The sequence below is a fragment of the Streptomyces sp. NPDC059695 genome (assembly GCF_042733785.1).
In the GTDB taxonomy this organism is placed as follows: Bacteria; Actinomycetota; Actinomycetes; order Streptomycetales; family Streptomycetaceae; genus Streptomyces.
In genome coordinates this window covers 44,042-62,663 of sequence record NZ_JBHWFF010000008.1, presented here as the reverse complement: position 1 = coordinate 62,663, position 18,622 = coordinate 44,042, and the positions used below count along the sequence as shown (strand labels likewise).

Genomic DNA, 18,622 nt, shown 5'->3' with positions numbered 1-18,622 from the left:
TCCGGCGCCGAGGAGACACCGAGGAGAGACCATGACCGCCACGGACCCCGCACTCACCGCGCTCTCCCAGCGCTGGTGCGCCCTCTCCCTGCTGCACGGCAGGATCGAGGCCCACCTCGAGCGCGCCCTGGAGTCCGGGCACGGTCTGAGCGTGCGGGAGTACTCGCTGCTCGATGTCCTCAGCCGCCAGCACAGCGGCCCCGGCGGCCACCTCCAGATGAAGCAGGTCGCCGACGCCGTCGTGCTCAGCCAGAGCGCCACCACCCGGCTCGTCACCCGGCTGGAGGACCGCGGCCTGCTGACCCGGTACCTCTGCGCCACCGACCGGCGAGGCATCTACACCGACGTCACCGAGGAGGGCCTCACGCTCCTCGAAGAGGCCCGGCCCACCAACGACAGGGCACTGCGCGAGGCCCTCGACGACGCCGCGAAGAACCCGGAGCTCGCACCCCTGGTACAGGTCGTGGAGGGTGCGGGCGCCCCCGTGTGACACGGGCGCGCGTACGCTGCCGGGCATGAGCGATCTTGAGATACGTCCCGCCACGGCGGAGGACCTCCCGGCCATCGTCGCCATGCTCGCCGACGACCCCCTGGGCGCACAGCGCGAGTCCCCCGACGACCTCGGTCCGTACGCCGCCGCGTTCGAGCGCCTCGCGGCCGACCCGAACCAGCACGTCGTCGTGGCCGTCCGCGGGGACGAGGTCGTCGGCACGCTCCAGCTGACGGTCATCCCCGGACTCTCCCGCAAGGGCACCACCCGGTCGGTCATCGAGGGCGTCCGCATCCACTCCGACGAACGTGGCAGCGGTCTCGGGACTCAGCTCATCGAGTGGGCCGTCGCGGAGTCGGGCCGCCAGGACTGCCGGCTCGTCCAGCTGACCTCCGACGTCACCCGCACCGATGCCCACCGCTTCTACGAGCGCCTGGGCTTCGAGGCCTCCCACGTGGGGTTCAAGAAGAGCCTCTGAGGTCGTGTTTCACGTGAAACACGACGGTTTCACGTGAAACATCCCCACGGACGGCCACGTCCGCACCGATCACCGGTGGCTCAGAGGCCGCGCCAGCCCGCCTCGTCCACACCACCGGGAACCGCGTCCCCCGGCTCGTACGGCTCCCGCGTGAAGACGAACGACCCGAGGTCGAGATGGCTCACGCTGCCGTCGGCACGCCGCACCGCCCTGAGCGTCTCCCCCGCGTAGTAGCCGTTCAGCCCGACCCAGCCGCCCTCGGGCAGCGCCCGGAAGCGAGCCATGCGCCCGGCACCCCGCAGGGGTTCGAGCACCACGCTCCGCTCAGGACCGAGCCGAAGCCCGTAGGCGTACGTGCCCCAGTACCAGGGCCCCGTGAGGGAGAGCAGCTCGTGGTCGACCTCGGCCTCGGGAAGGGGGCGCCAGGGCTCCGGGAACCGCGGCTCCGCCTCCGCCACGATCCGCACGAGATCGGCGGCCACAGCCCCCGCCAGCGGGCCCGAGGTGGCATTGGAGAGGGCGATCCCCGCGAGGCCGTCCTCCACGCTCACCCACACGCAGGCGACGAAGCCCGGCAGGGAGCCGGAGTGGCCGATCAGAGTGCGGCCGTCCCTGCGCAGCAGCTGAAGGCCGAGCCCGTAGCTCCCCTCCCAGTCACCCTCGCCCGCCGGGGCCGCGGGCGCGCGCATCTCCTCCACGGACGCGGCGGCGAGCACCCGCTCGTCGCCCGACGCGAGGAAGCCGGCGAAGCGCGCGAGATCGGCGGCCGTCGACCAGAGCTGTCCGGCCGGCGCCATGAGGCCGAGGTCCTCGGACGGCTCGGGAAGCATGACGTCGGCCCAGGGATGCACCGCCCAGCCGCCCGCGTGCGGGGCGACCGGCTCGACCGTCGTCCGGCCCATCCCCAGCGGCTCCAGGATCTCCCGCCGCAGCGCCTCCTCCCAGGACACGCCCCGGACCGACTCGACCAGGGAGCCGAGCAGCGTGTAACCGGGGTTGGAGTAGTGGTGACGGCGTCCCGGCGACTGAAGGAAGGGCTCCTCCCCCAGGACGTCGGAGAGTTCGGGCCGCAGCGCGGCGGAGGACCGCTCCCACCACGCACCGGGCGTCTCGGCCGCGAGACCGCCGGTGTGGCCCAGGAGCTGGGCGATCGTCACCTCTCCGGCGCCCGATCCCCGCAGGTGCTTCTCCAGCGGATCGTCGAGCCCGAGCAGGCCCTCGTCCCGCAGCCGCATCACCAGCACGGCCGTGAAGACCTTGGTGATCGACCCGATCCTGAACTGGGTGTCGGCGTCCGGCGCGTGGCCGTCCACGCAGCTGCGCGAACCGCTCCAGACCAGCGCTCCGTCACGGACCACCGCCCCCACGAAGGAGGGGGTGCGCCCTTCGGACTGGGCGATCGCGACGCGGTGCAGCAGAGCCCGCTCGGTACCGGGAAGCAAGGCTTCGAAAGATGTCGTCATACGGACCATCCAACGCGACGCCCGGCTGCGGTGCTTCCCCTTTTCGGGTCAGGTCTGGGCCATGTCCACGAATCGGGAGTAATGACCCTGGAAGGCCACGGTGATGGTCGCCGTCGGGCCGTTACGGTGCTTGCCGACGATGATGTCCGCCTCGCCCGCGCGCGGCGACTCCTTCTCGTAGGCGTCCTCGCGGTGCAGCAGGATCACCATGTCGGCGTCCTGCTCGATCGAGCCGGACTCTCGCAGGTCGGAGACCATCGGCTTCTTGTCGGTGCGCTGCTCGGGACCACGGTTCAGCTGTGAGAGCGCGATGACCGGCAGCTCCAGCTCCTTGGCGAGGAGCTTGAGGTTTCGCGACATGTCGGAGACCTCTTGCTGACGGCTCTCCTGCCGCTTGGAGCCACCCGACTGCATCAGCTGCAGGTAGTCGATGATGACGAGCTTGAGGCCGTTGCGCTGCTTGAGGCGGCGGCACTTGGCGCGGATCTCCATCATCGACAGGTTCGGGGAGTCGTCGATGTACAGGGGGGCCTGGGAGACGTCCGGCATCCGGCGGGCCAGGCGCGTCCAGTCCTCGTCGGTCATCGTGCCGGAGCGCATGTGGTGGAGCGCGACACGGGCCTCGGCCGAGAGCAGGCGCATCGCGATCTCGTTGCGGCCCATTTCGAGGGAGAAGATCACGCTGGGCAGGTTGTTCTTGATCGAGGCCGCCCGGGCGAAGTCCAGCGCGAGGGTCGACTTACCCATGGCGGGACGGGCCGCGATGATGATCATCTGGCCGGGGTGGAGGCCGTTGGTGAGCGAGTCGAGGTCGGTGAAGCCGGTGGGCACACCCGTCATCTCGCCGCTGCGGGAGCCGATCGCCTCGATCTCGTCGAGCGCGCCCTCCATGATGTCGCCGAGCGGCAGGTAGTCCTCGGTGGTGCGCTGCTCGGTGACCGCGTAGATCTCGGCCTGGGCCGAGTTCACGATCTCGTCGACGTCCCCGTCGGCCGCGTAACCCATCTGCGTGATCTTGGTGCCGGCCTCCACGAGGCGCCGCAGGACGGCCCGCTCATGGACGATCTCGGCGTAGTACGAGGCGTTGGCGGCGGTCGGGACCGACTGGACCAGGGTGTGGAGGTACGAGGCGCCGCCGACGCGGGTGATCTCGCCGCGCTTGGTGAGCTCGGCGCCGACCGTGATCGGGTCGGCGGGCTCGCCCTTGGCGTAGAGGTCGAGGATCGCCGCGTAGACGGTCTCGTGGGCGGGCTTGTAGAAGTCGTTGCCCTTGATGATCTCCACGACGTCCGCGATGGCGTCCTTGGAGAGCAGCATGCCGCCGAGGACGGACTGCTCGGCGTCGAGGTCCTGCGGGGGAACCCGCTCGAAGCCGGAGAGTCCCCCGTCCCAGGAGCTTTCGCTTCCCCGCTCGTGCTGGTCGTCCCGGCCCCGGCCTCGGCCACGTCCTTCGCCGCGGGTACGGGTGGGCAGCCGGTCGCTCGGTCCGCTGTCGGCCCAAGGGTCGTCCATGGGCTCGGGAACGCTCACCAAGCCACCTCCTCCCGTCCGCTCCGCGGACCTCGCCGTGCCACTCTTTCTTACGCCACGGCCTTGATCAACGAGTGGCTTTGCGTCCGCTTCTGGCGCGTCGGGCGCCGGACCACGGTAGGCCCGCGGGGAGCGTCAGCCAATCTGGTTATCCACAGGCCCTGTGGGTGAAGGGCCAGATGCTGTGGAGAACTCCCCGGATCCTGTGCACGGAGCGGGGGACAGCCATGTGGACAAACTCATAACACCCTCGACCTCACGCACCTGACCTGCAGCTTTCCCATCCACGGGCTGTGGGGGAGAAAAAGTTCTGCCCGTGAACCAAGATCAGAACAAACGGCCCACACCCGAAGCCTCGCGCCAGGCAAAAGTAAGGATCACAAGGGCATTGCATCTCTTACCTGTGGAAGATTAGATTGAGCCCATGACTCAGGCCCCCGCGACCTCCAAGGCCGTCCGCCGGCAGCACGACCGCGAGATCGTCTCCCTCGCCCTGCCGGCCTTCGGCGCCCTCGTCGCCGAGCCGCTGTTCCTGATGGTCGACAGCGCCATCGTCGGCCATCTCGGCACGCCCCAGCTCGCGGGCCTCGCGATCGCCGCGGCACTGCTCTCCACCGCCGTCAGCGTCTTCGTCTTCCTCGCCTACGCCACCACGGCGGCCGTCGCCCGGCGCATGGGCGCGGGTGACCTCCAGGCCGCCCTCCGACAGGGCATGGACGGCATCTGGCTCGCGCTCCTCCTCGGTGCCGCCGTCGTCGCGCTGACCCTGCCCACGGCTCCGTGGCTCATCAGCCTCTTCGGAGCGTCGGACACCGCCGCCCCGTACGCCGTCACGTACCTCAGGATCTCCAGCCTGGGGATCCCCGCCATGCTGGTGGTCCTGGCCGCCACCGGTGTCCTGCGCGGCCTCCAGGACACCCGTACACCGCTCTACGTGGCCATCGGGGGCTTCGCGACCAACGCCGCGCTCAACGTCGGCCTGGTCTACGGCGCCGGCCTCGGCATCGCGGGGTCCGCCTGGGGCACAGTCATCGCCCAGTGCGGCATGGCCGTCGCCTACCTGGTCGTGGTCGTCCGCGGAGCCCGGCGGCACGGCGCCTCCCTCCGGCCCGATGCCGCCGGCATCCGTGCCTCCGCCCAGGCCGGCGCCCCGCTCCTGGTCCGTACGCTCTCGCTGCGAGCGGTCCTGTTGATCGCCACGGCCGTCGCCGCCCGGCTGGGGGACGCCGAGGTCGCCGCCCACCAGATCATCCTGTCCCTGTGGAGTCTGATGGCCTTCGCGCTCGACGCCATCGCCATCGCGGGCCAGGCCATCATCGGCCGCTACCTCGGCGCGGACGACGCCGACGGCGCACGGCAGGTCTGTCGCCGCATGGTCCAGTGGGGCGTGGTCTCCGGGGTGGTGCTGGGCGCGCTGCTGATCGTCGCCCGCCCCCTGTTCGTCCCGCTCTTCACCAGCGACACCACCGTGCAGGACACCCTGCTCCCCGCTCTCCTGGTCGTCGCGCTCTCCCAGCCGATCTCCGGCGTGGTCTTCGTCCTGGACGGCGTCCTGATGGGCGCGGGAGACGGCCCGTACCTGGCCTGGGCGATGCTGCTGACCCTGGCCGTCTTCGCCCCCGTCGCCCTCATGATCCCGGCGCTCGGCGGCGGGCTGACGGCGCTCTGGTGGGCGATGACCCTGATGATGACGGTGCGCATGGGAACGCTCTGGTTCCGCATGCGCTCCGGCCGCTGGATCGTGACCGGCGCCACCCGCTGAGCAGCAGGACGTTTCACGTGAAACAGCGGAAGGGCCGCACCCCGAGGGGTGCGGCCCTTCCTCACTGCTGAGCGCAGACTGCCGAGGGCAGCGTTACGCGGCGACGACCTCGACGCCGAGCTTCGCGGCAACCTCGGGGTGCAGACGCACGGACACCTGGTGCGAGCCCAGGGTCTTGATCGGCGAACCGAGCTCGACGCGACGCTTGTCGACGTCGGGGCCACCCGCGGTCTTGATCGCCGAGGCGATGTCGGCCGGGGTCACGGAGCCGAAGAGACGGCCGGCGTCGCCGGAGCGAACGGCCAGGCGCACCTTCGTGCCCTCGAGCTGGGCCTTGATCTCGTTGGCCTGCTCGATGGTCGCGATCTCGTGGATCTTGCGGGCGCGGCGGATCTGCGCCACGTCCTTCTCGCCACCCTTGGTCCAACGGATCGCGAAACCACGCGGGACCAGGTAGTTGCGAGCGTAACCGTCCTTGACGTCGACGACATCGCCGGCGGCACCGAGGCCAGAGACCTCGTGGGTCAGGATGATCTTCATTAGTCGGTCACCCTTTCCTTATCGCGCGGTGGACGTGTAGGGCAGCAGCGCCATCTCACGGCTGTTCTTGACGGCCGTGGCGACGTCACGCTGGTGCTGCGTGCAGTTGCCGGTCACGCGGCGGGCACGGATCTTGCCGCGGTCGGAAATGAACTTCCGCAGCATGTTCGTGTCCTTGTAGTCCACGTACGCGGTCTTGTCCTTGCAGAACGCGCAGACCTTCTTCTTAGGCTTGCGCACAGGCGGCTTCGCCATGGTGTTTCTCCTGTGTGATCAAGAAGTGGGGTTACGAGCTGCTTCCGGGGGAGTGCCCTAGAAGGGGGGCTCGTCCGAGTAGCCGCCGCCGGAGTTTCCACCCCAGCCGCCACCGCCGCCGCCCTGCTGGCCGCCCTGCTGGCCGCCGCCGGAGGAGGAGGGACCGCCGGTCGCCCACGGGTCGTCGGCGGGAGCACCGCCACCACCCTGCTGGGAACCGCCGGAGTTTCCACCCCAGCCGCCACCGCCGCCGCCCTGCTGGCCGCCGCCGCCGTATCCACCCTGGCCGCCGCGACCGGTGGTCTTGGTGACCTTGGCCGTGGCGTTCTTGAGGCTGGGGCCGACTTCCTCGACGTCCAGCTCGTAGACCGTGCGCTTGACGCCCTCACGGTCCTCGTAGGACCGCTGCTTCAGCCGGCCCTGCACGACGACGCGCATGCCTCGCTGGAGCGACTCGGCGACGTTCTCCGCCGCCTGACGCCAGACCGAGCAGGTGAGGAAGAGGCTCTCGCCGTCCTTCCACTCGTTGGTCTGACGGTCGAAGGTGCGGGGGGTGGACGCGATACGGAACTTCGCGACCGCCGCACCGGACGGGGTGAAGCGCAGCTCGGGGTCGTCGACAAGATTGCCGACGACCGTGATGACGGTCTCGCCTGCCATGGGGGAACCTCTCGGCGGGTTTGCTTCTGGCTGCTGTGTTGCTACTCGAACCCGATGACCTCTGAGCTAGAAGCTCAGTGGGTCTCGGGGCGGAGGACCTTGGTCCGGAGGACCGACTCGTTCAGGTTGAGCTGGCGGTCGAGCTCCTTGACGACCGCAGGCTCGGCCTGCAGGTCGATGACCGAGTAGATGCCCTCGGGCTTCTTCTTGATCTCGTACGAGAGACGACGACGGCCCCAGGTGTCGACCTTCTCGACCTTTCCGTTGCCCTCACGGACGACGGAGAGGAAGTTCTCGATCAGGGGGGCGACAGCGCGCTCCTCCAGATCGGGGTCGAGGATGACCATCACCTCGTAGTGACGCATGTGGAACCCACCTCCTTTGGACTCAGCGGCCACGGTCGTTCCGTGGCAGGAGGGTCGTGATGCGTAAGCAACGGTATCCACCACCACTGACAGTCCCCCTCGACGGACGAGGGGCGCTGTCGGGGATCCCGGAGGGACCTGGGCAGACACCGGCGCAGCTGTACAGAGTACCCGCACATCGGCTTGCGGTTGAAATTCTCCCGGGAGGGGACGCAATCTGTACACAACGGATGTCGGCGGCGCTACGATGCGCCGCCTTCCCGCAGGCACGCCAGGAGGTGCCCCATGGCACAGGCAATGCGACCCGACCCCGGCCACTCTCTCTTCGCGACCGACGGCAAGCCCCACCCGCTCCAGGACACCCTGATGGCTGTCACGCTGGTGCTGGGGATCATCTCGTTCACCACCGCGCAGTTCCACAACCTGCACCTGCTCAGTTCCTGGTCGGGCCTGATCGGCATCCTGACCGGCGCGTACGGACAGTTCATCTCCGTGACCACGCGCGAACGGTTCCTGCTGATCCTCGGGCTCGGCGCCTCGGCCTTCGGCTTCTACCTCGGAATGGCGCACGGCGGCCTCTTCGGCGGCCTCGTCAGCTGAGCCCGACGGCACGTCGGGGCACACACACATATTCGGGGCGCTCCAAGGTCACAGTAGGCTTCGGCGCGAGAGCCGGAGCCCCTGACCGATGGGGACACACCTGCCGAGGAGCGCCCCGCATGAGCCTGACCCTGAGGACCATCAGCCGTGAGCAGCATCTGGCATTCATCCAGAGCCAGCCCGCCGCGAGCCACTGCCAGGTCCCGGCGTGGGCTGATGTGAAGACCGAGTGGCGCTCGGAGAACCTCGGCTGGTTCGACAAGTCCGGTGAGCTCGTCGGCGCCGGCCTGGTGCTCTACCGCCAGCTCCCGAAGATCAAGCGCTACCTGGCGTACCTGCCCGAGGGCCCGGTCATCAACTGGTACGCGCCGAACCTGGACGACTGGCTCCAGCCGATGCTGGCCCACCTCAAGCAGCAGGGCGCCTTCTCCGTGAAGATGGGCCCGCCGGTGGTCATCCGCCGCTGGGACTCGACCGCCATCAAGGCCGGCATCCAGGACCCGGACGTCAAGCGCCTCAAGGACGTCGAGGCCACCCACATCGAGCCGCGCGCCTTCGAGGTCGCGGACCGGCTGCGGAAGATGGGCTGGCAGCAGGGCGAGGACGGCGGCGCCGGCTTCGGCGACGTGCAGCCCCGCTACGTCTTCCAGGTCCCGCTCGCCAACCGCTCGCTGGACGACGTCCTCAAGGGCTTCAACCAGCTGTGGCGCCGCAACATCAAGAAGGCCGAGAAGGCCGGTGTCGAGGTCGTCCAGGGCGGCTTCGAGGACCTGGCCGAGTGGCAGCGGCTGTACGAGATCACGGCCGTCCGCGACCACTTCCGGCCGCGCCCGCTCTCGTACTTCCAGCGCATGTGGACCGTCCTCAACAACGAGGACCCCAACCGCATGCGGCTCTACTTCGCGCGCCACAACGGTGTGAACCTGTCGGCCGCGACCATGCTCGTCGTGGGCGGGCACGTCTGGTACTCCTACGGTGCCTCCGACAACATCGGCCGTGAGGTCCGGCCCTCGAACGCGATGCAGTGGCGGATGCTGCGCGACGCGTACGCCATGGGCGCGACCGTCTACGACCTCCGGGGCATCTCGGACTCGCTCGACGAGACCGACCACCTCTTCGGACTCATCCAGTTCAAGGTGGGCACCGGCGGCGAGGCCGTCGAGTACGTCGGCGAGTGGGACTTCCCGCTGAACAAGCTCCTGCACAAGGCGCTCGACATCTACATGTCGCGTCGCTGACCGTTCCGTAGGCTTCCTAGTCGTACACACCTTTGATCCACCGCTGCCGTCAGAAAGGTTCCGGGCCGGGCATGGCGCTCTCCCTCTACGTCGACACCGCTCGCTGGCGGGCGCACCAGAAGACCGTCATCGACCAGTTCCCCGGGATCATCCCGGTGTGCAAGGGCAACGGATACGGCTTCGGGCACGAGCGCCTCGCGGACGAGGCGGCCCGGTTCGGCGCCGACATGCTGGCCGTCGGCACCACGTACGAAGCCGCGAAGATCAAGGACTGGTTCGGTGGCGACCTGCTGGTCCTCACCCCCTTCCGGCGCGGTGAGGAACCGGTTCCGCTGCCCGACCGGGTGATCCGGTCCGTCTCGTCCGTGGACGGCGTCCACGCCCTGGTGGGCGCCCGGGTCGTCATCGAGTGCATGAGCTCGATGAAGCGGCACGGCGTGCGCGAGGAGGAGCTCCAGCAGCTCCACGCAGCCATCGAGGACGTCCGCCTGGAGGGCTTCGCCCTCCACCTGCCCCTGGACCGCCCGGACGGCACCGACGCCGTCGAGGAGGTCATCGCCTGGATGGACCGGCTGCGCAACGCCCGGCTGCCGCTGCACACCATGTTCGTGAGCCACCTGCGGGCCGAGGAGCAGGCCCGGCTCCAGCAGCAGTTCCCGCAGACCCGCTTCCGCGCCCGGATCGGCACCCGGCTGTGGCTGGGCGACCACGAGGCCACGGAGTACCGGGGCGCCGTCCTCGACGTGACCCGGGTCGCCAAGGGCGACCGCTTCGGCTACCGCCAGCAGAAGGCCGCTTCGGACGGCTGGCTCGTCGTCGTCGCCGGCGGGACGTCCCACGGCGTGGGCCTGGAGGCCCCGAAGGCGATGCACGGCGTCATGCCGCGTGCGAAGGGCGTCGCGCGGGCGGGCCTCGCCACCGTGAACCGGAACCTCTCGCCATTCGTCTGGGCCGGGAAGCAGCGCTGGTTCGCCGAGCCGCCGCACATGCAGGTGTCGATCCTCTTCGTGCCGGCCGACGCCCAGGAGCCCCGGGTGGGCGACGAGCTGGTGGCGCACCTGCGCCACACCACGACGCAGTTCGACCGCCTCGTCGAGCGCTGAGCCGCCGCGAGGCACGAAAAAAACCTCACCCCCGGGAGTCCGTCTCCCGGGGGTGAGGTGTCTTCCGCTCAGTCGGGGGTGCCCCACGGGTAGGCGGGGTCGTCCGCGGTGCCCCAGCGCACCCGCTGCCCCTCCTCCACGGCCGCGGCGGCGTGCCGGGCCGGGTGGGCCGCCCTGCCCGCCACGAAGACGTCCTCCGCGCCGTCCAGGACGCCTCCCGAGGGGTCGTCCGCGCCGTCCTGCCGGACCGGGTCCTTCTCGGGCGCCAGGATGTCGCGTACGACCATCACGCACAGGTACAGCGTGCCGAGCAGGTGCAGGACGATCGCGAACTGGTAGCCCTCCGCCGGAAGGCCCTGCTTCTCACCGCTGGTCGTGAACGCCAGGTACATCCAGACCCCGACGAAGTACATGACCTCGCAGCCCTGCCAGATCAGGAAGTCGCGCCAGCGGGGCCGGGCGAGCGCCGCCAGCGGCACCAGCCACAGGACGTACTGCGGCGAGTACACCTTGTTGGTCAGCACGAAGGCGGCGACGACCAGGAAGGCCAGCTGGGCGAAACGCGGCCTGCGGGGCGCCGTGAACGCCAGGTACGCGAGACCGGCCACCGCCGCCGCCATCAGCAGCAGCGCGTACAGGTTGGCCCGGCCCGGCGTGATGACCTCGCCCGTGCGCTGGCTGATCAGCAGCCAGATCGAGCCGAAGTCGACGTTCCGGTCGCGGCTGAAGAGGTAGAACTGCTTCCATCCGTCGGGGGCGAGCAGCATCACGGGCAGGTTCACGACCAGCCACGCGCCGCACGCGCCGAGCACCGCGGCCCCGTACTCCCGCCACTTCCCGGCGCGCCAGCAGAGCAGGAGCAGTGGGCAGAGGAGCAGTATCGGGTAGAACTTGGCGGCCGTGGCCAGGCCCAGCAGGATCCCGAAGGCCAGCGGCCGGCCCCGTGACCACATGAGGACGGCGGCGGCGGTCAGCGCGACGGCCAGTATGTCCCAGTTGATCGTCGCGGTGAGGGCGACCGAGGGCGCGAGCGCGACCAGGAGCCCGTCCCAGGGGCGCAGGCGGTGCGTCCGGGCCACACAGACCGCCAGGACGGCCGCGCAGACCATCAGGAGGCCCGCGTTGACCAGCCAGTACCACTGTTCCCGCTGCGTCATGTCGGCGCCGCCCGGCGTCAGCCAGGCCGCGACCTCCATGAAGAGGCCCGTCAGGACCGGGTACTCCAGGAACGGTATGTCGCCGCCCAGCCGGTCGAAGTACGGGACCAGGCCGTCGGCGAAGCCGCGCCCGGCGAAGAGGTGCGGGATGTCCGAGTAGCACGCGTGCGTGTACTGGGAGGTCGAGCCCCGGAACCAGGCCCAGTTGTAGCAGGGCAGCTTCTGCACCATGCCGAGGGCGTACATGCCGAGGGCCACGAGCACGATCACCCGCACCGGCGTCAGCTGCCCGGAGCCGGCCGCCGCCCGGCGGCCGTAGGGGCCGCCGATCAGTTCGCTGCCCGCGGCGGCCACCTTGTCCCGGTGGGTGGGGATGACCGTCTGCGAGCGGTCCCGCGGCGCGCTCGACTTCTGGAGGCTCGGCATGGGGGACATCCTGCCGTACGTCCCCGGGAAAACGGCGAGGGCCGCCGCGGCCGCTCCGTACGGAAGATACGGAGCGGACGCGACGGCCCTCGGGACGTGCCCGGAACGGCCCTCAGGACGTGCCCGGCAGAGACGTCAGGATCACGGGAAGGTCCCGGCACCGCCAGGCCTGCCGCCCCCGTTGCCGCCGGAACTGTCGTCCGTCGGCGGGGGACTCGTCGTCGGTGTGTCCGTGGTGGGCGGTGTGGTGGTGGGCTCCCCGGTGTTCCCGCCCGGATTGCCCGGGTCGCAGTTCCAGTCCAGGATGTCGCAGGTCGTCTTGCCCGGCTTCGGCGTCCTGGTGTGCTTCGGCGGCTCGGTCGTCTGCGTCGGCGTGGCCGGGGGAGTCGTCGTCGGCGTCGTCGTCTCGGTGGGCGTCGGGGTCGGCGTCGGGGTCGGCGTCGGGCTCTTGGCACCGCCGCCGTAGACGGGCTCGGCGCCCTCCAGCTTCTCCGGCTTGGGGAAGTCCACGAGCGGCATGCCCTCCACGGCGTCCGTCATGTACTCCCGCCAGATCCGCGAGGGGAACGACGAACCGTGGATGGTCGGCTGGTCACCCGTGCCGTACATCGGGAGGAACTTGCGGTCCTTCTTCGACTCGTCGTCGTCGAACCGGTACATGTCGATCGCGGTCGCCAGCTGCGCCGTGTAGCCCACGAACCAGGCCGACATGTTGTCGTCGGTCGTACCGGTCTTGCCGGCCACCGCGCGGCCCGGGATGCGGGCCTTGGTGCCGGTACCGCGGGGGTCGTCCACGACGGACCGCAGCACGTCGGTGACGTTGCTCGCGATCGCCGGGCTGAACGCCTCCTTGGGCTTGGCCTCGTGCTTGTGGATGACGACGCCGCTCCGCTTCACCCGCTCGACGGAGTACGGGTCGTTCTGCACGCCCTTGTTCGCGAAGGTGGAGTACGCGCCGGCCATGCGGATGGCGCTCGGGCTGGAGACACCGAGGGAGAACGACGGGACGTCGCCCTTGACCAGGGACTCGTCGCGGAGACCGGCGGCCATGGCTGCCTCGCGCACCTTGTCGATGCCGACGTCCATGCCGAGCTGCACGTACGGGGAGTTGGCCGACTTGATCATGGCGTAGCGCAGGGAGATGGGGCCGTAGCTGGCGTCCTCGTCATTGCTCTGACGCCACTCGTTGCCCTTGTCGTCGAGCCAGATGTCCCCGTTGTACTTCCGGATCGTCAGGTCGTCCTTGCCGTTGTAGAGGCTCTTGTCCGGGTCGAGGATCTTGCGCTCGGAGGCGTCCTGGTCCGAACCCAGCTCGGGGTTCCTGACGCCGTCCTTCATCGCCGCGGCGAGCACGAAGGGCTTGAACGTCGACCCGACCTGGGCGCCGGTGGCGTCGGCGTTGCTCTGGTAGTGCTTGGTGGCGTCGACGCCGCCGTAGAGGGCGACGATCTTCCCGGTCGCCGTGTCGACCGAAGCGCCGCCGAACTGGACGTGCTTGTCCGTCTTCGGCCGCTTCTTCGGGTCGATGTTCTCCTTGATGACGTTCTTGATCGTCTTTTCCATCTTGTCCACCTTCGACTTGTCGAAGGTGGTGAAGATCTCGTAGCCGCCGCGCTCCAGTTCCTGCTGGGAGATGCCGAACTGGTTCTTCATGTTCTGGTTGGCGGTGCTGACGAGGTAGCCGATCTGGCCGCTCAGGTTGGCGCTCTTGCGGAGCTTCTCCACCTTCGGGAAGGTGGTGTACTTCGCCCGCTCGGCGGCCGTGATGTACCCGTCCTTCTGCATCTCGTCGAGGATCCACTTCCAGCGCTTGGTGGCGCGCGCGGTGTTCTTCTCGGACGAGGCCTCGGGATCGATGTCGGGGTAGCCGGCGGGGTCGTAGTACGTCGCGCCCTTCAGCACCGCGGCGAGCAGTGCCGACTGGCTGGGGTCGAGCTTGTTGGCGTCCTTGTTGAAGTAGGCGCGGGCCGCCGCCTGGATGCCGTAGGCACCCCGTCCGTAGTACGAGGTGTTCAGGTAGCCGGCCATGACCTCGTCCTTGCCGAGCTCGTTGCCGACCTTCATCGAGATGAAGAGTTCCTTGACCTTTCGCGTGACGGTCTGCGACTGGTCGTCCAGGCGGTTGTTCTTCACGTACTGCTGGGTGATCGTCGAACCACCCTGGGTCTCACCGCCCTTGGCCATGTTCCACACGGCGCGGGCGATACCCATCGGGTCGATTCCGGAGTCGTCACGGAACGTCTTGTTCTCCGCCGAGATCACCGCGTTCTGCATCGACAGCGGGATCTCACCGATCTGGACGATCTGGCGGTTGGCGCCGCTGCCCGTCGCGACCATGCGCGACCCGTCGGCCCAGTAGTAGATGTTGTTCTGCGAGGTCGCGGTCTCGGCGGTGTTGGGGATATCCACCTTCGAGTACGCGATGGCGGCGGCGCCCATGATGCTCGCCACGAAGAACAGGAACGTGCCCGACACGAGCTTCCACGACGGCATCCAGCGACGCCAGCCGTACTTGTTGTGGCGCGGATAGTCGATCAGCCGCTTCTTGCCCGGCTGACCACCGCCGGAGCCCCGCCCCGGACCACTGCCGCGACCACCACCGCCGCCGCGCCGGCCCCCTCCGGGGCCGCCGGGACCACCGGGACCGGAGTCGGCTCCCTTGCGGCGGCTGCCGCGCTGGGCGGCCCGCCGGGCCTCCGCGCGACCGCCGTAGGGGCGCTGTTCCTCTCCGTGAGAGGAGGGAGGTCCGTACGAGGCCGAAGGGGCCCCTGTACCGACGTCATGGGCCGGGGCCGAACCGCGGCCCATCGGCTGCTGGGCAGCGCGCCGTGCCGCCGCGCGACCGCCCGTCGGCGGCTGCTGCGGCGGCATTTTGCGACGATGCTCGCTCATCGAACGACTACTCCTCGGGCAGGCACGTACGCCTGGAAGCGGCAGTTGAGTTCCGGTCCCCCCGAAATGGGCACGTCCGAACCCCATCGGAGGTCCCTCCGTACCGCAGCCGGTCACCCGCAGCACTGACGCCCCAGGGCATCGCTCGGTTCCCGGTGGTCTGCATGCCGCACAGACTACGCACGGCCAAAACCCACCTACAGCCGGACTTCACCCCAAATCAGGCAAGTCGATCGCTGTGAATTGACGATGTGACGCCGGTCACGGCCGTCCCGCTTGTCGAGACAGATCGGCCGTTCTATCGTGCTGATGTATCGAGTCGATACATCAGCACGGCATAAGGGCCCCGATAGCGGAGGAGGAGGCGAAGGATGAGCAGACGCTCCGGCATCCTCGAGTTCGCCGTTCTCGGCCTGCTGCGCGAGGCCCCCATGCACGGGTACGAGCTGCGGAAGCGCCTGAACACCTCGCTGGGCGTCTTCCGGGCCTTCAGCTACGGGACGCTGTATCCCTGCCTCAAGACGCTGGTCGCCAACGGCTGGTTGATCGAGGAGCCGGGCAGCGCCCCGGAGGAGGCCCTCGCCGCCTCACTCGCGGGACGCCGGGCCAAGATCGTCTACCGGTTGACCCCGGCAGGTAAGGAGCACTTCGAGGAGCTCCTCTCCCACACCGGCCCGGACGCCTGGGAGGACGAGCACTTCGCGGCACGCTTCGCCTTCTTCGGGCAGACCGAGCGCGAGGTGCGGATGCGCGTGCTCGAGGGTCGCCGGAGCCGGCTGGAGGAGCGTCTGGAGAAGATGCGCGCCTCCCTGGCCCGGACCCGCGAGCGCCTCGACGACTACACGCTTGAGCTGCAGCGCCACGGTATGGAGTCCGTGGAGCGCGAAGTGCGCTGGCTGAACGAGCTCATCGAGAGCGAGCGGGCGGGACGGGATCAGCGATCCGGCCCCGACGCCCCCGCTCTGCACGACAACGATTCTGGAGAGACGGGCGGCCTGCCCCGGCACGGGGGCAGTACCCGGCCGGATCCGTCCGACGACACCGCCAAGTGAAACCCTGCGCCAGCAGGGCTTCCACGATCACACAGGGAGCAACCGGAATGGGTTCGGTTCGCGTAGCCATCGTCGGCGTGGGCAACTGCGCCGCCTCGCTGGTGCAGGGCGTCGAGTACTACAAGGACGCCGACCCGGCGGCCAAGGTGCCCGGCCTGATGCACGTCCAGTTCGGCGACTACCACGTCCGTGACATCGAGTTCGTGGCCGCCTTCGACGTCGACGCGAAGAAGGTCGGCCTCGACCTCTCCGACGCCATCGGCGCCAGCGAGAACAACACCATCAAGATCTGCGACGTCCCGAACAAGGACGTCACGGTCCAGCGCGGTCACACGCTCGACGGTCTCGGCAAGTACTACCGCCTGACCATCGAGGAGTCCGCCGAGGAGCCCGTCGACGTCGTCCAGATCCTCAAGGACCGCCAGGTCGACGTCCTCATCTGCTACCTGCCCGTCGGTTCCGAGGACGCTGCGAAGTTCTACGCGCAGTGCGCCATCGACGCCAAGGTCGCGTTCGTCAACGCTCTCCCGGTCTTCATCGCCGGCACCAAGGAGTGGGCGGACAAGTTCACCGAGGCGGGCGTCCCGATCGTCGGCGACGACATCAAGTCGCAGGTCGGCGCGACCATCACGCACCGCGTGATGGCGAAGCTGTTCGAGGACCGCGGTGTCCGCCTTGAGCGCACGATGCAGCTCAACGTCGGCGGCAACATGGACTTCAAGAACATGCTGGAGCGCGACCGCCTGGAGTCCAAGAAGATCTCCAAGACTCAGGCCGTCACCTCGCAGATCCCGGACCGCGAGCTGGGCGAGAAGAACGTCCACATCGGCCCGTCGGACTACGTGGCCTGGCTGGACGACCGCAAGTGGGCGTACGTGCGCCTCGAGGGCCGCGCCTTCGGCGACGTTCCGCTGAACCTCGAGTACAAGCTCGAGGTGTGGGACTCCCCGAACTCGGCGGGTGTCATCATCGACGCCCTGCGCGCCGCGAAGATCGCCAAGGACCGCGGCATCGGCGGCCCGATCCTCTCCGCGTCCTCGTACTTCATGAAGTCCCCGCCGGTCCAGTACTTCGACGACGAGGCCCTGGCCAACGTCGAGAAGTTCATCAAGGGTGAGGTCGAGCGCTAAAGCGCCGCACGCTTGTCGATCGAGGGTCCCCGAGCCACTGCCCGGGGACCCTCTTCGTATGTGAGTCTTGCTGCCATGTCCGTCGTACGTGATCTGCGCGTACTCCTGCGCCTGACGAACTTCCGCCGTCTGCTCGCCGTCCGGCTGCTCTCCCAGTGCGCCGACGGCGTCTACCAGGTGGCCCTGGCCACGTACGTCGTCTTCTCCCCCGAGAAGCAGACCTCCCCCACCGCGATCGCCTCCGCCATGGCGGTGCTCCTGCTCCCGTACTCGCTCGTCGGGCCCTTCGCCGGAGTGCTCCTCGACCGCTGGCAGCGCAGACAGGTCTTCCTGTACGGAAACCTCCTGCGCGCCCTCCTCGCCTGCGGAACCGCCGTCCTCGTCCTCGCCTCCGTACCGGACTGGCTCTTCTACGCCTCCGCGCTCTCCGTCACCGCCGTCAACCGGTTCGTCCTGGCAGGGCTCTCGGCCTCCCTCCCGCGTGTCGTCGACGAGGAGCGACTCGTCATCGCGAACTCGCTCTCCCCCACCGCGGGCACCCTCGCGGCCACCGTGGGCGGCGGCCTCGCCTTCGGTGTCCGGCTCCTCGCAGACAACTCCGACGCCGCGGTCGTGGCATTCGGCGCGGTCCTCTATCTCTGCGCCGCCCTTGCCTCCCTGCGCATGCCCAGACAGCTCCTCGGCCCCGACCTCGACCTCACCCCACAGCCCCTGACCTCGGCCGTGAAGGCCACGGCCCTCGGTCTGGCCGCGGGGCTGCGGCACCTCGCCGAGCGGCGCCCCGCCGCCCGGGCGCTCATCGCGGTGGGTCTCATGCGCTTCTGTTACGGCGCGCTGCTCGTCACCGTGCTCATGCTCGCCCGCTACGCGTGGAGCTCCACGGACTCCGAGGGCCTCGGACTCCTCGGACTCGCCGTCGCCGCCTCGGGCGCCGGCTTCTTCGCGGCCGCCGTCCTCTCCCCCTGGGCGGTGGGACGGTTCGGGCCCTTCGGCTGGATGACCGTGTGCACGGCGGCGGCAGCCGTCCTCGTCCCGGCCCTCTGCCTGGCCTTCGCCCCGACCCCGTTCCTGGTCGCCGCCTTCGTCCTCGGGCTCATCACCCAGGGGGCCAAGATCGCGACGGACACCGTGGTCCAGACGACCGTGGACGACTCCTACCGGGGGCGGGTCTTCTCGCTCTACGACGTGCTCTTCAACGTCGCCTTCGTGGGCGCGGCGGGAGTCGCCGCGCTGATGCTGCCGCCCGACGGCCGGTCGCCCCTGCTGATCGTCCTGGTCGCCGTGATCTACGCGGCACTCGCCGTGGCACTGCGGCGGGAACGCCGGGAGGGGTGATGTTTCACGTGAAACACCACCCCTCCAGAGCGTCGGGGGGGGGGGGGGGGGGGTGTGAGTATAGAAACATCCACCACACGCCCGCCGCCCCAAGCACCCACACCCCCCCCCACCCACACACAGAGAAACGCGCCAGGCGGGAGATG

17 protein-coding genes are annotated in these 18,622 nt (G+C 69.3%); 9 read left to right on the top strand and 8 right to left on the bottom strand.

Annotation, left to right across the window (positions count from 1 at the left end; all coding sequences use genetic code 11):
• Positions 1 to 31: 31 nt before the first annotated feature.
• Together ACFV2S_RS12335 and ACFV2S_RS12330 are read left to right on the top strand one after the other, a co-directional pair.
• The gene (locus ACFV2S_RS12335) at positions 32 to 490 is read left to right on the top strand and encodes a MarR family winged helix-turn-helix transcriptional regulator (RefSeq protein WP_383785617.1); all 459 of its coding nucleotides are present in this window, start codon (positions 32 to 34) and stop codon (positions 488 to 490) included.
• Between the two features lie 25 nt (positions 491 to 515).
• Positions 516 to 968, top strand: a complete 453-nt coding sequence (locus ACFV2S_RS12330) for a GNAT family N-acetyltransferase (RefSeq protein ID WP_385556857.1) — start codon at positions 516 to 518, stop codon at positions 966 to 968.
• Between the two features lie 80 nt (positions 969 to 1,048).
• Here ACFV2S_RS12330 and ACFV2S_RS12325 read toward each other — a convergent pair whose 3' ends face one another.
• A complete protein-coding gene (locus tag ACFV2S_RS12325; RefSeq protein WP_385556854.1) occupies positions 1,049 to 2,431 on the bottom strand; it encodes a serine hydrolase domain-containing protein in 1,383 nt (460 codons plus the stop codon).
• Positions 2,432 to 2,479: 48 nt separating this feature from the next.
• On the bottom strand, positions 2,480 to 3,961 hold the full coding sequence (gene dnaB, locus ACFV2S_RS12320; protein ID WP_385556851.1) for a replicative DNA helicase: 1,482 nt from the start codon (positions 3,959 to 3,961) through the stop codon (positions 2,480 to 2,482).
• A 424-nt stretch (positions 3,962 to 4,385) separates the two neighbouring features.
• On the opposite strand from dnaB, the gene ACFV2S_RS12315 reads away from it, so the two are divergent.
• Positions 4,386 to 5,723, top strand: coding sequence for an MATE family efflux transporter (locus ACFV2S_RS12315; protein WP_385556848.1), 1,338 nt, complete (start codon positions 4,386 to 4,388; stop codon positions 5,721 to 5,723).
• Between the two features lie 93 nt (positions 5,724 to 5,816).
• On the opposite strand, the gene rplI is transcribed toward ACFV2S_RS12315, so the two are convergent.
• The 4 genes from rplI to rpsF all read right to left on the bottom strand — a co-directional run bounded on the left by rplI (position 5,817) and on the right by rpsF (position 7,543).
• Positions 5,817 to 6,263 (bottom strand): 50S ribosomal protein L9, encoded by a 447-nt coding sequence (rplI, locus tag ACFV2S_RS12310; RefSeq protein WP_053640001.1) that lies wholly within the window; start codon positions 6,261 to 6,263, stop codon positions 5,817 to 5,819.
• An 18-nt stretch (positions 6,264 to 6,281) separates the two neighbouring features.
• On the bottom strand, positions 6,282 to 6,518 hold the full coding sequence (gene rpsR / locus ACFV2S_RS12305; protein WP_005315025.1) for a 30S ribosomal protein S18: 237 nt from the start codon (positions 6,516 to 6,518) through the stop codon (positions 6,282 to 6,284).
• Between the two features lie 57 nt (positions 6,519 to 6,575).
• Positions 6,576 to 7,178: a single-stranded DNA-binding protein gene (locus ACFV2S_RS12300; protein ID WP_385556844.1), complete on the bottom strand. Its 603-nt coding sequence runs from the start codon at positions 7,176 to 7,178 to the stop codon at positions 6,576 to 6,578.
• A 74-nt stretch (positions 7,179 to 7,252) separates the two neighbouring features.
• Positions 7,253 to 7,543 (bottom strand): 30S ribosomal protein S6, encoded by a 291-nt coding sequence (gene rpsF / locus ACFV2S_RS12295; protein WP_007383258.1) that lies wholly within the window; start codon positions 7,541 to 7,543, stop codon positions 7,253 to 7,255.
• A gap of 285 nt (positions 7,544 to 7,828) precedes the next feature.
• On the opposite strand from rpsF, the gene ACFV2S_RS12290 reads away from it, so the two are divergent.
• From ACFV2S_RS12290 to ACFV2S_RS12280, 3 genes are all read left to right on the top strand, one after another.
• Complete coding sequence (locus tag ACFV2S_RS12290; protein ID WP_383785600.1) at positions 7,829 to 8,143, top strand: hypothetical protein; 315 nt, start codon at positions 7,829 to 7,831, stop codon at positions 8,141 to 8,143.
• A 119-nt stretch (positions 8,144 to 8,262) separates the two neighbouring features.
• Entirely contained in the window at positions 8,263 to 9,381 is a 1,119-nt protein-coding gene (locus tag ACFV2S_RS12285) for a lipid II:glycine glycyltransferase FemX (protein ID WP_383785597.1), read from the top strand.
• A 71-nt stretch (positions 9,382 to 9,452) separates the two neighbouring features.
• Positions 9,453 to 10,484 (top strand): alanine racemase, encoded by a 1,032-nt coding sequence (locus ACFV2S_RS12280; protein ID WP_189804940.1) that lies wholly within the window; start codon positions 9,453 to 9,455, stop codon positions 10,482 to 10,484.
• Positions 10,485 to 10,552: 68 nt separating this feature from the next.
• Here ACFV2S_RS12280 and ACFV2S_RS12275 read toward each other — a convergent pair whose 3' ends face one another.
• Together ACFV2S_RS12275 and ACFV2S_RS12270 are read right to left on the bottom strand one after the other, a co-directional pair.
• The gene (locus ACFV2S_RS12275) at positions 10,553 to 12,067 is read right to left on the bottom strand and encodes a glycosyltransferase family 87 protein (RefSeq protein ID WP_385556838.1); all 1,515 of its coding nucleotides are present in this window, start codon (positions 12,065 to 12,067) and stop codon (positions 10,553 to 10,555) included.
• Positions 12,068 to 12,208: 141 nt separating this feature from the next.
• Positions 12,209 to 14,959 (bottom strand): transglycosylase domain-containing protein, encoded by a 2,751-nt coding sequence (locus ACFV2S_RS12270; RefSeq protein ID WP_385556835.1) that lies wholly within the window; start codon positions 14,957 to 14,959, stop codon positions 12,209 to 12,211.
• Between the two features lie 371 nt (positions 14,960 to 15,330).
• Here ACFV2S_RS12270 and ACFV2S_RS12265 point away from each other — a divergent pair, with 371 nt between their 5' ends.
• The 3 genes from ACFV2S_RS12265 (at position 15,331) to ACFV2S_RS12255 (ending at position 18,476) form a co-directional block, all read left to right on the top strand.
• Entirely contained in the window at positions 15,331 to 16,011 is a 681-nt protein-coding gene (locus ACFV2S_RS12265) for a PadR family transcriptional regulator (protein WP_189804943.1), read from the top strand.
• Between the two features lie 47 nt (positions 16,012 to 16,058).
• On the top strand, positions 16,059 to 17,141 hold the full coding sequence (locus ACFV2S_RS12260) for an inositol-3-phosphate synthase (protein ID WP_383800482.1): 1,083 nt from the start codon (positions 16,059 to 16,061) through the stop codon (positions 17,139 to 17,141).
• Between the two features lie 75 nt (positions 17,142 to 17,216).
• Positions 17,217 to 18,476 carry an MFS transporter gene (locus ACFV2S_RS12255; RefSeq protein ID WP_385556831.1) on the top strand — a complete coding sequence of 420 codons (1,260 nt, stop codon included), beginning with the start codon at positions 17,217 to 17,219 and terminating at the stop codon, positions 18,474 to 18,476.
• The last annotated feature ends 146 nt before the right edge of the window (positions 18,477 to 18,622 follow it).

Bases quoted from the DNA above. Each gene is read 5' to 3' on its own strand.
- ACFV2S_RS12280 (WP_189804940.1), top strand. From the start codon at position 9,453: ATGGCGCTCTCCCTCTACGTCGACACCGCTCGCTGGCGGGCGCACCAG.
- ACFV2S_RS12275 (WP_385556838.1), bottom strand. From the start codon at position 12,067: ATGCCGAGCCTCCAGAAGTCGAGCGCGCCGCGGGACCGCTCGCAGACG.
- ACFV2S_RS12300 (WP_385556844.1), bottom strand. From the start codon at position 7,178: ATGGCAGGCGAGACCGTCATCACGGTCGTCGGCAATCTTGTCGACGAC.
- ACFV2S_RS12270 (WP_385556835.1), bottom strand. From the start codon at position 14,959: ATGAGCGAGCATCGTCGCAAAATGCCGCCGCAGCAGCCGCCGACGGGC.
- ACFV2S_RS12260 (WP_383800482.1), top strand. From the start codon at position 16,059: ATGGGTTCGGTTCGCGTAGCCATCGTCGGCGTGGGCAACTGCGCCGCC.
- rplI (WP_053640001.1), bottom strand. From the start codon at position 6,263: ATGAAGATCATCCTGACCCACGAGGTCTCTGGCCTCGGTGCCGCCGGC.
- ACFV2S_RS12330 (WP_385556857.1), top strand. From the start codon at position 516: ATGAGCGATCTTGAGATACGTCCCGCCACGGCGGAGGACCTCCCGGCC.
- ACFV2S_RS12290 (WP_383785600.1), top strand. From the start codon at position 7,829: ATGGCACAGGCAATGCGACCCGACCCCGGCCACTCTCTCTTCGCGACC.
- ACFV2S_RS12265 (WP_189804943.1), top strand. From the start codon at position 15,331: ATGAGCAGACGCTCCGGCATCCTCGAGTTCGCCGTTCTCGGCCTGCTG.
- ACFV2S_RS12325 (WP_385556854.1), bottom strand. From the start codon at position 2,431: ATGACGACATCTTTCGAAGCCTTGCTTCCCGGTACCGAGCGGGCTCTG.
- ACFV2S_RS12285 (WP_383785597.1), top strand. From the start codon at position 8,263: ATGAGCCTGACCCTGAGGACCATCAGCCGTGAGCAGCATCTGGCATTC.
- rpsR (WP_005315025.1), bottom strand. From the start codon at position 6,518: ATGGCGAAGCCGCCTGTGCGCAAGCCTAAGAAGAAGGTCTGCGCGTTC.
- ACFV2S_RS12255 (WP_385556831.1), top strand. From the start codon at position 17,217: ATGTCCGTCGTACGTGATCTGCGCGTACTCCTGCGCCTGACGAACTTC.
- rpsF (WP_007383258.1), bottom strand. From the start codon at position 7,543: ATGCGTCACTACGAGGTGATGGTCATCCTCGACCCCGATCTGGAGGAG.
- ACFV2S_RS12315 (WP_385556848.1), top strand. From the start codon at position 4,386: ATGACTCAGGCCCCCGCGACCTCCAAGGCCGTCCGCCGGCAGCACGAC.
- ACFV2S_RS12335 (WP_383785617.1), top strand. From the start codon at position 32: ATGACCGCCACGGACCCCGCACTCACCGCGCTCTCCCAGCGCTGGTGC.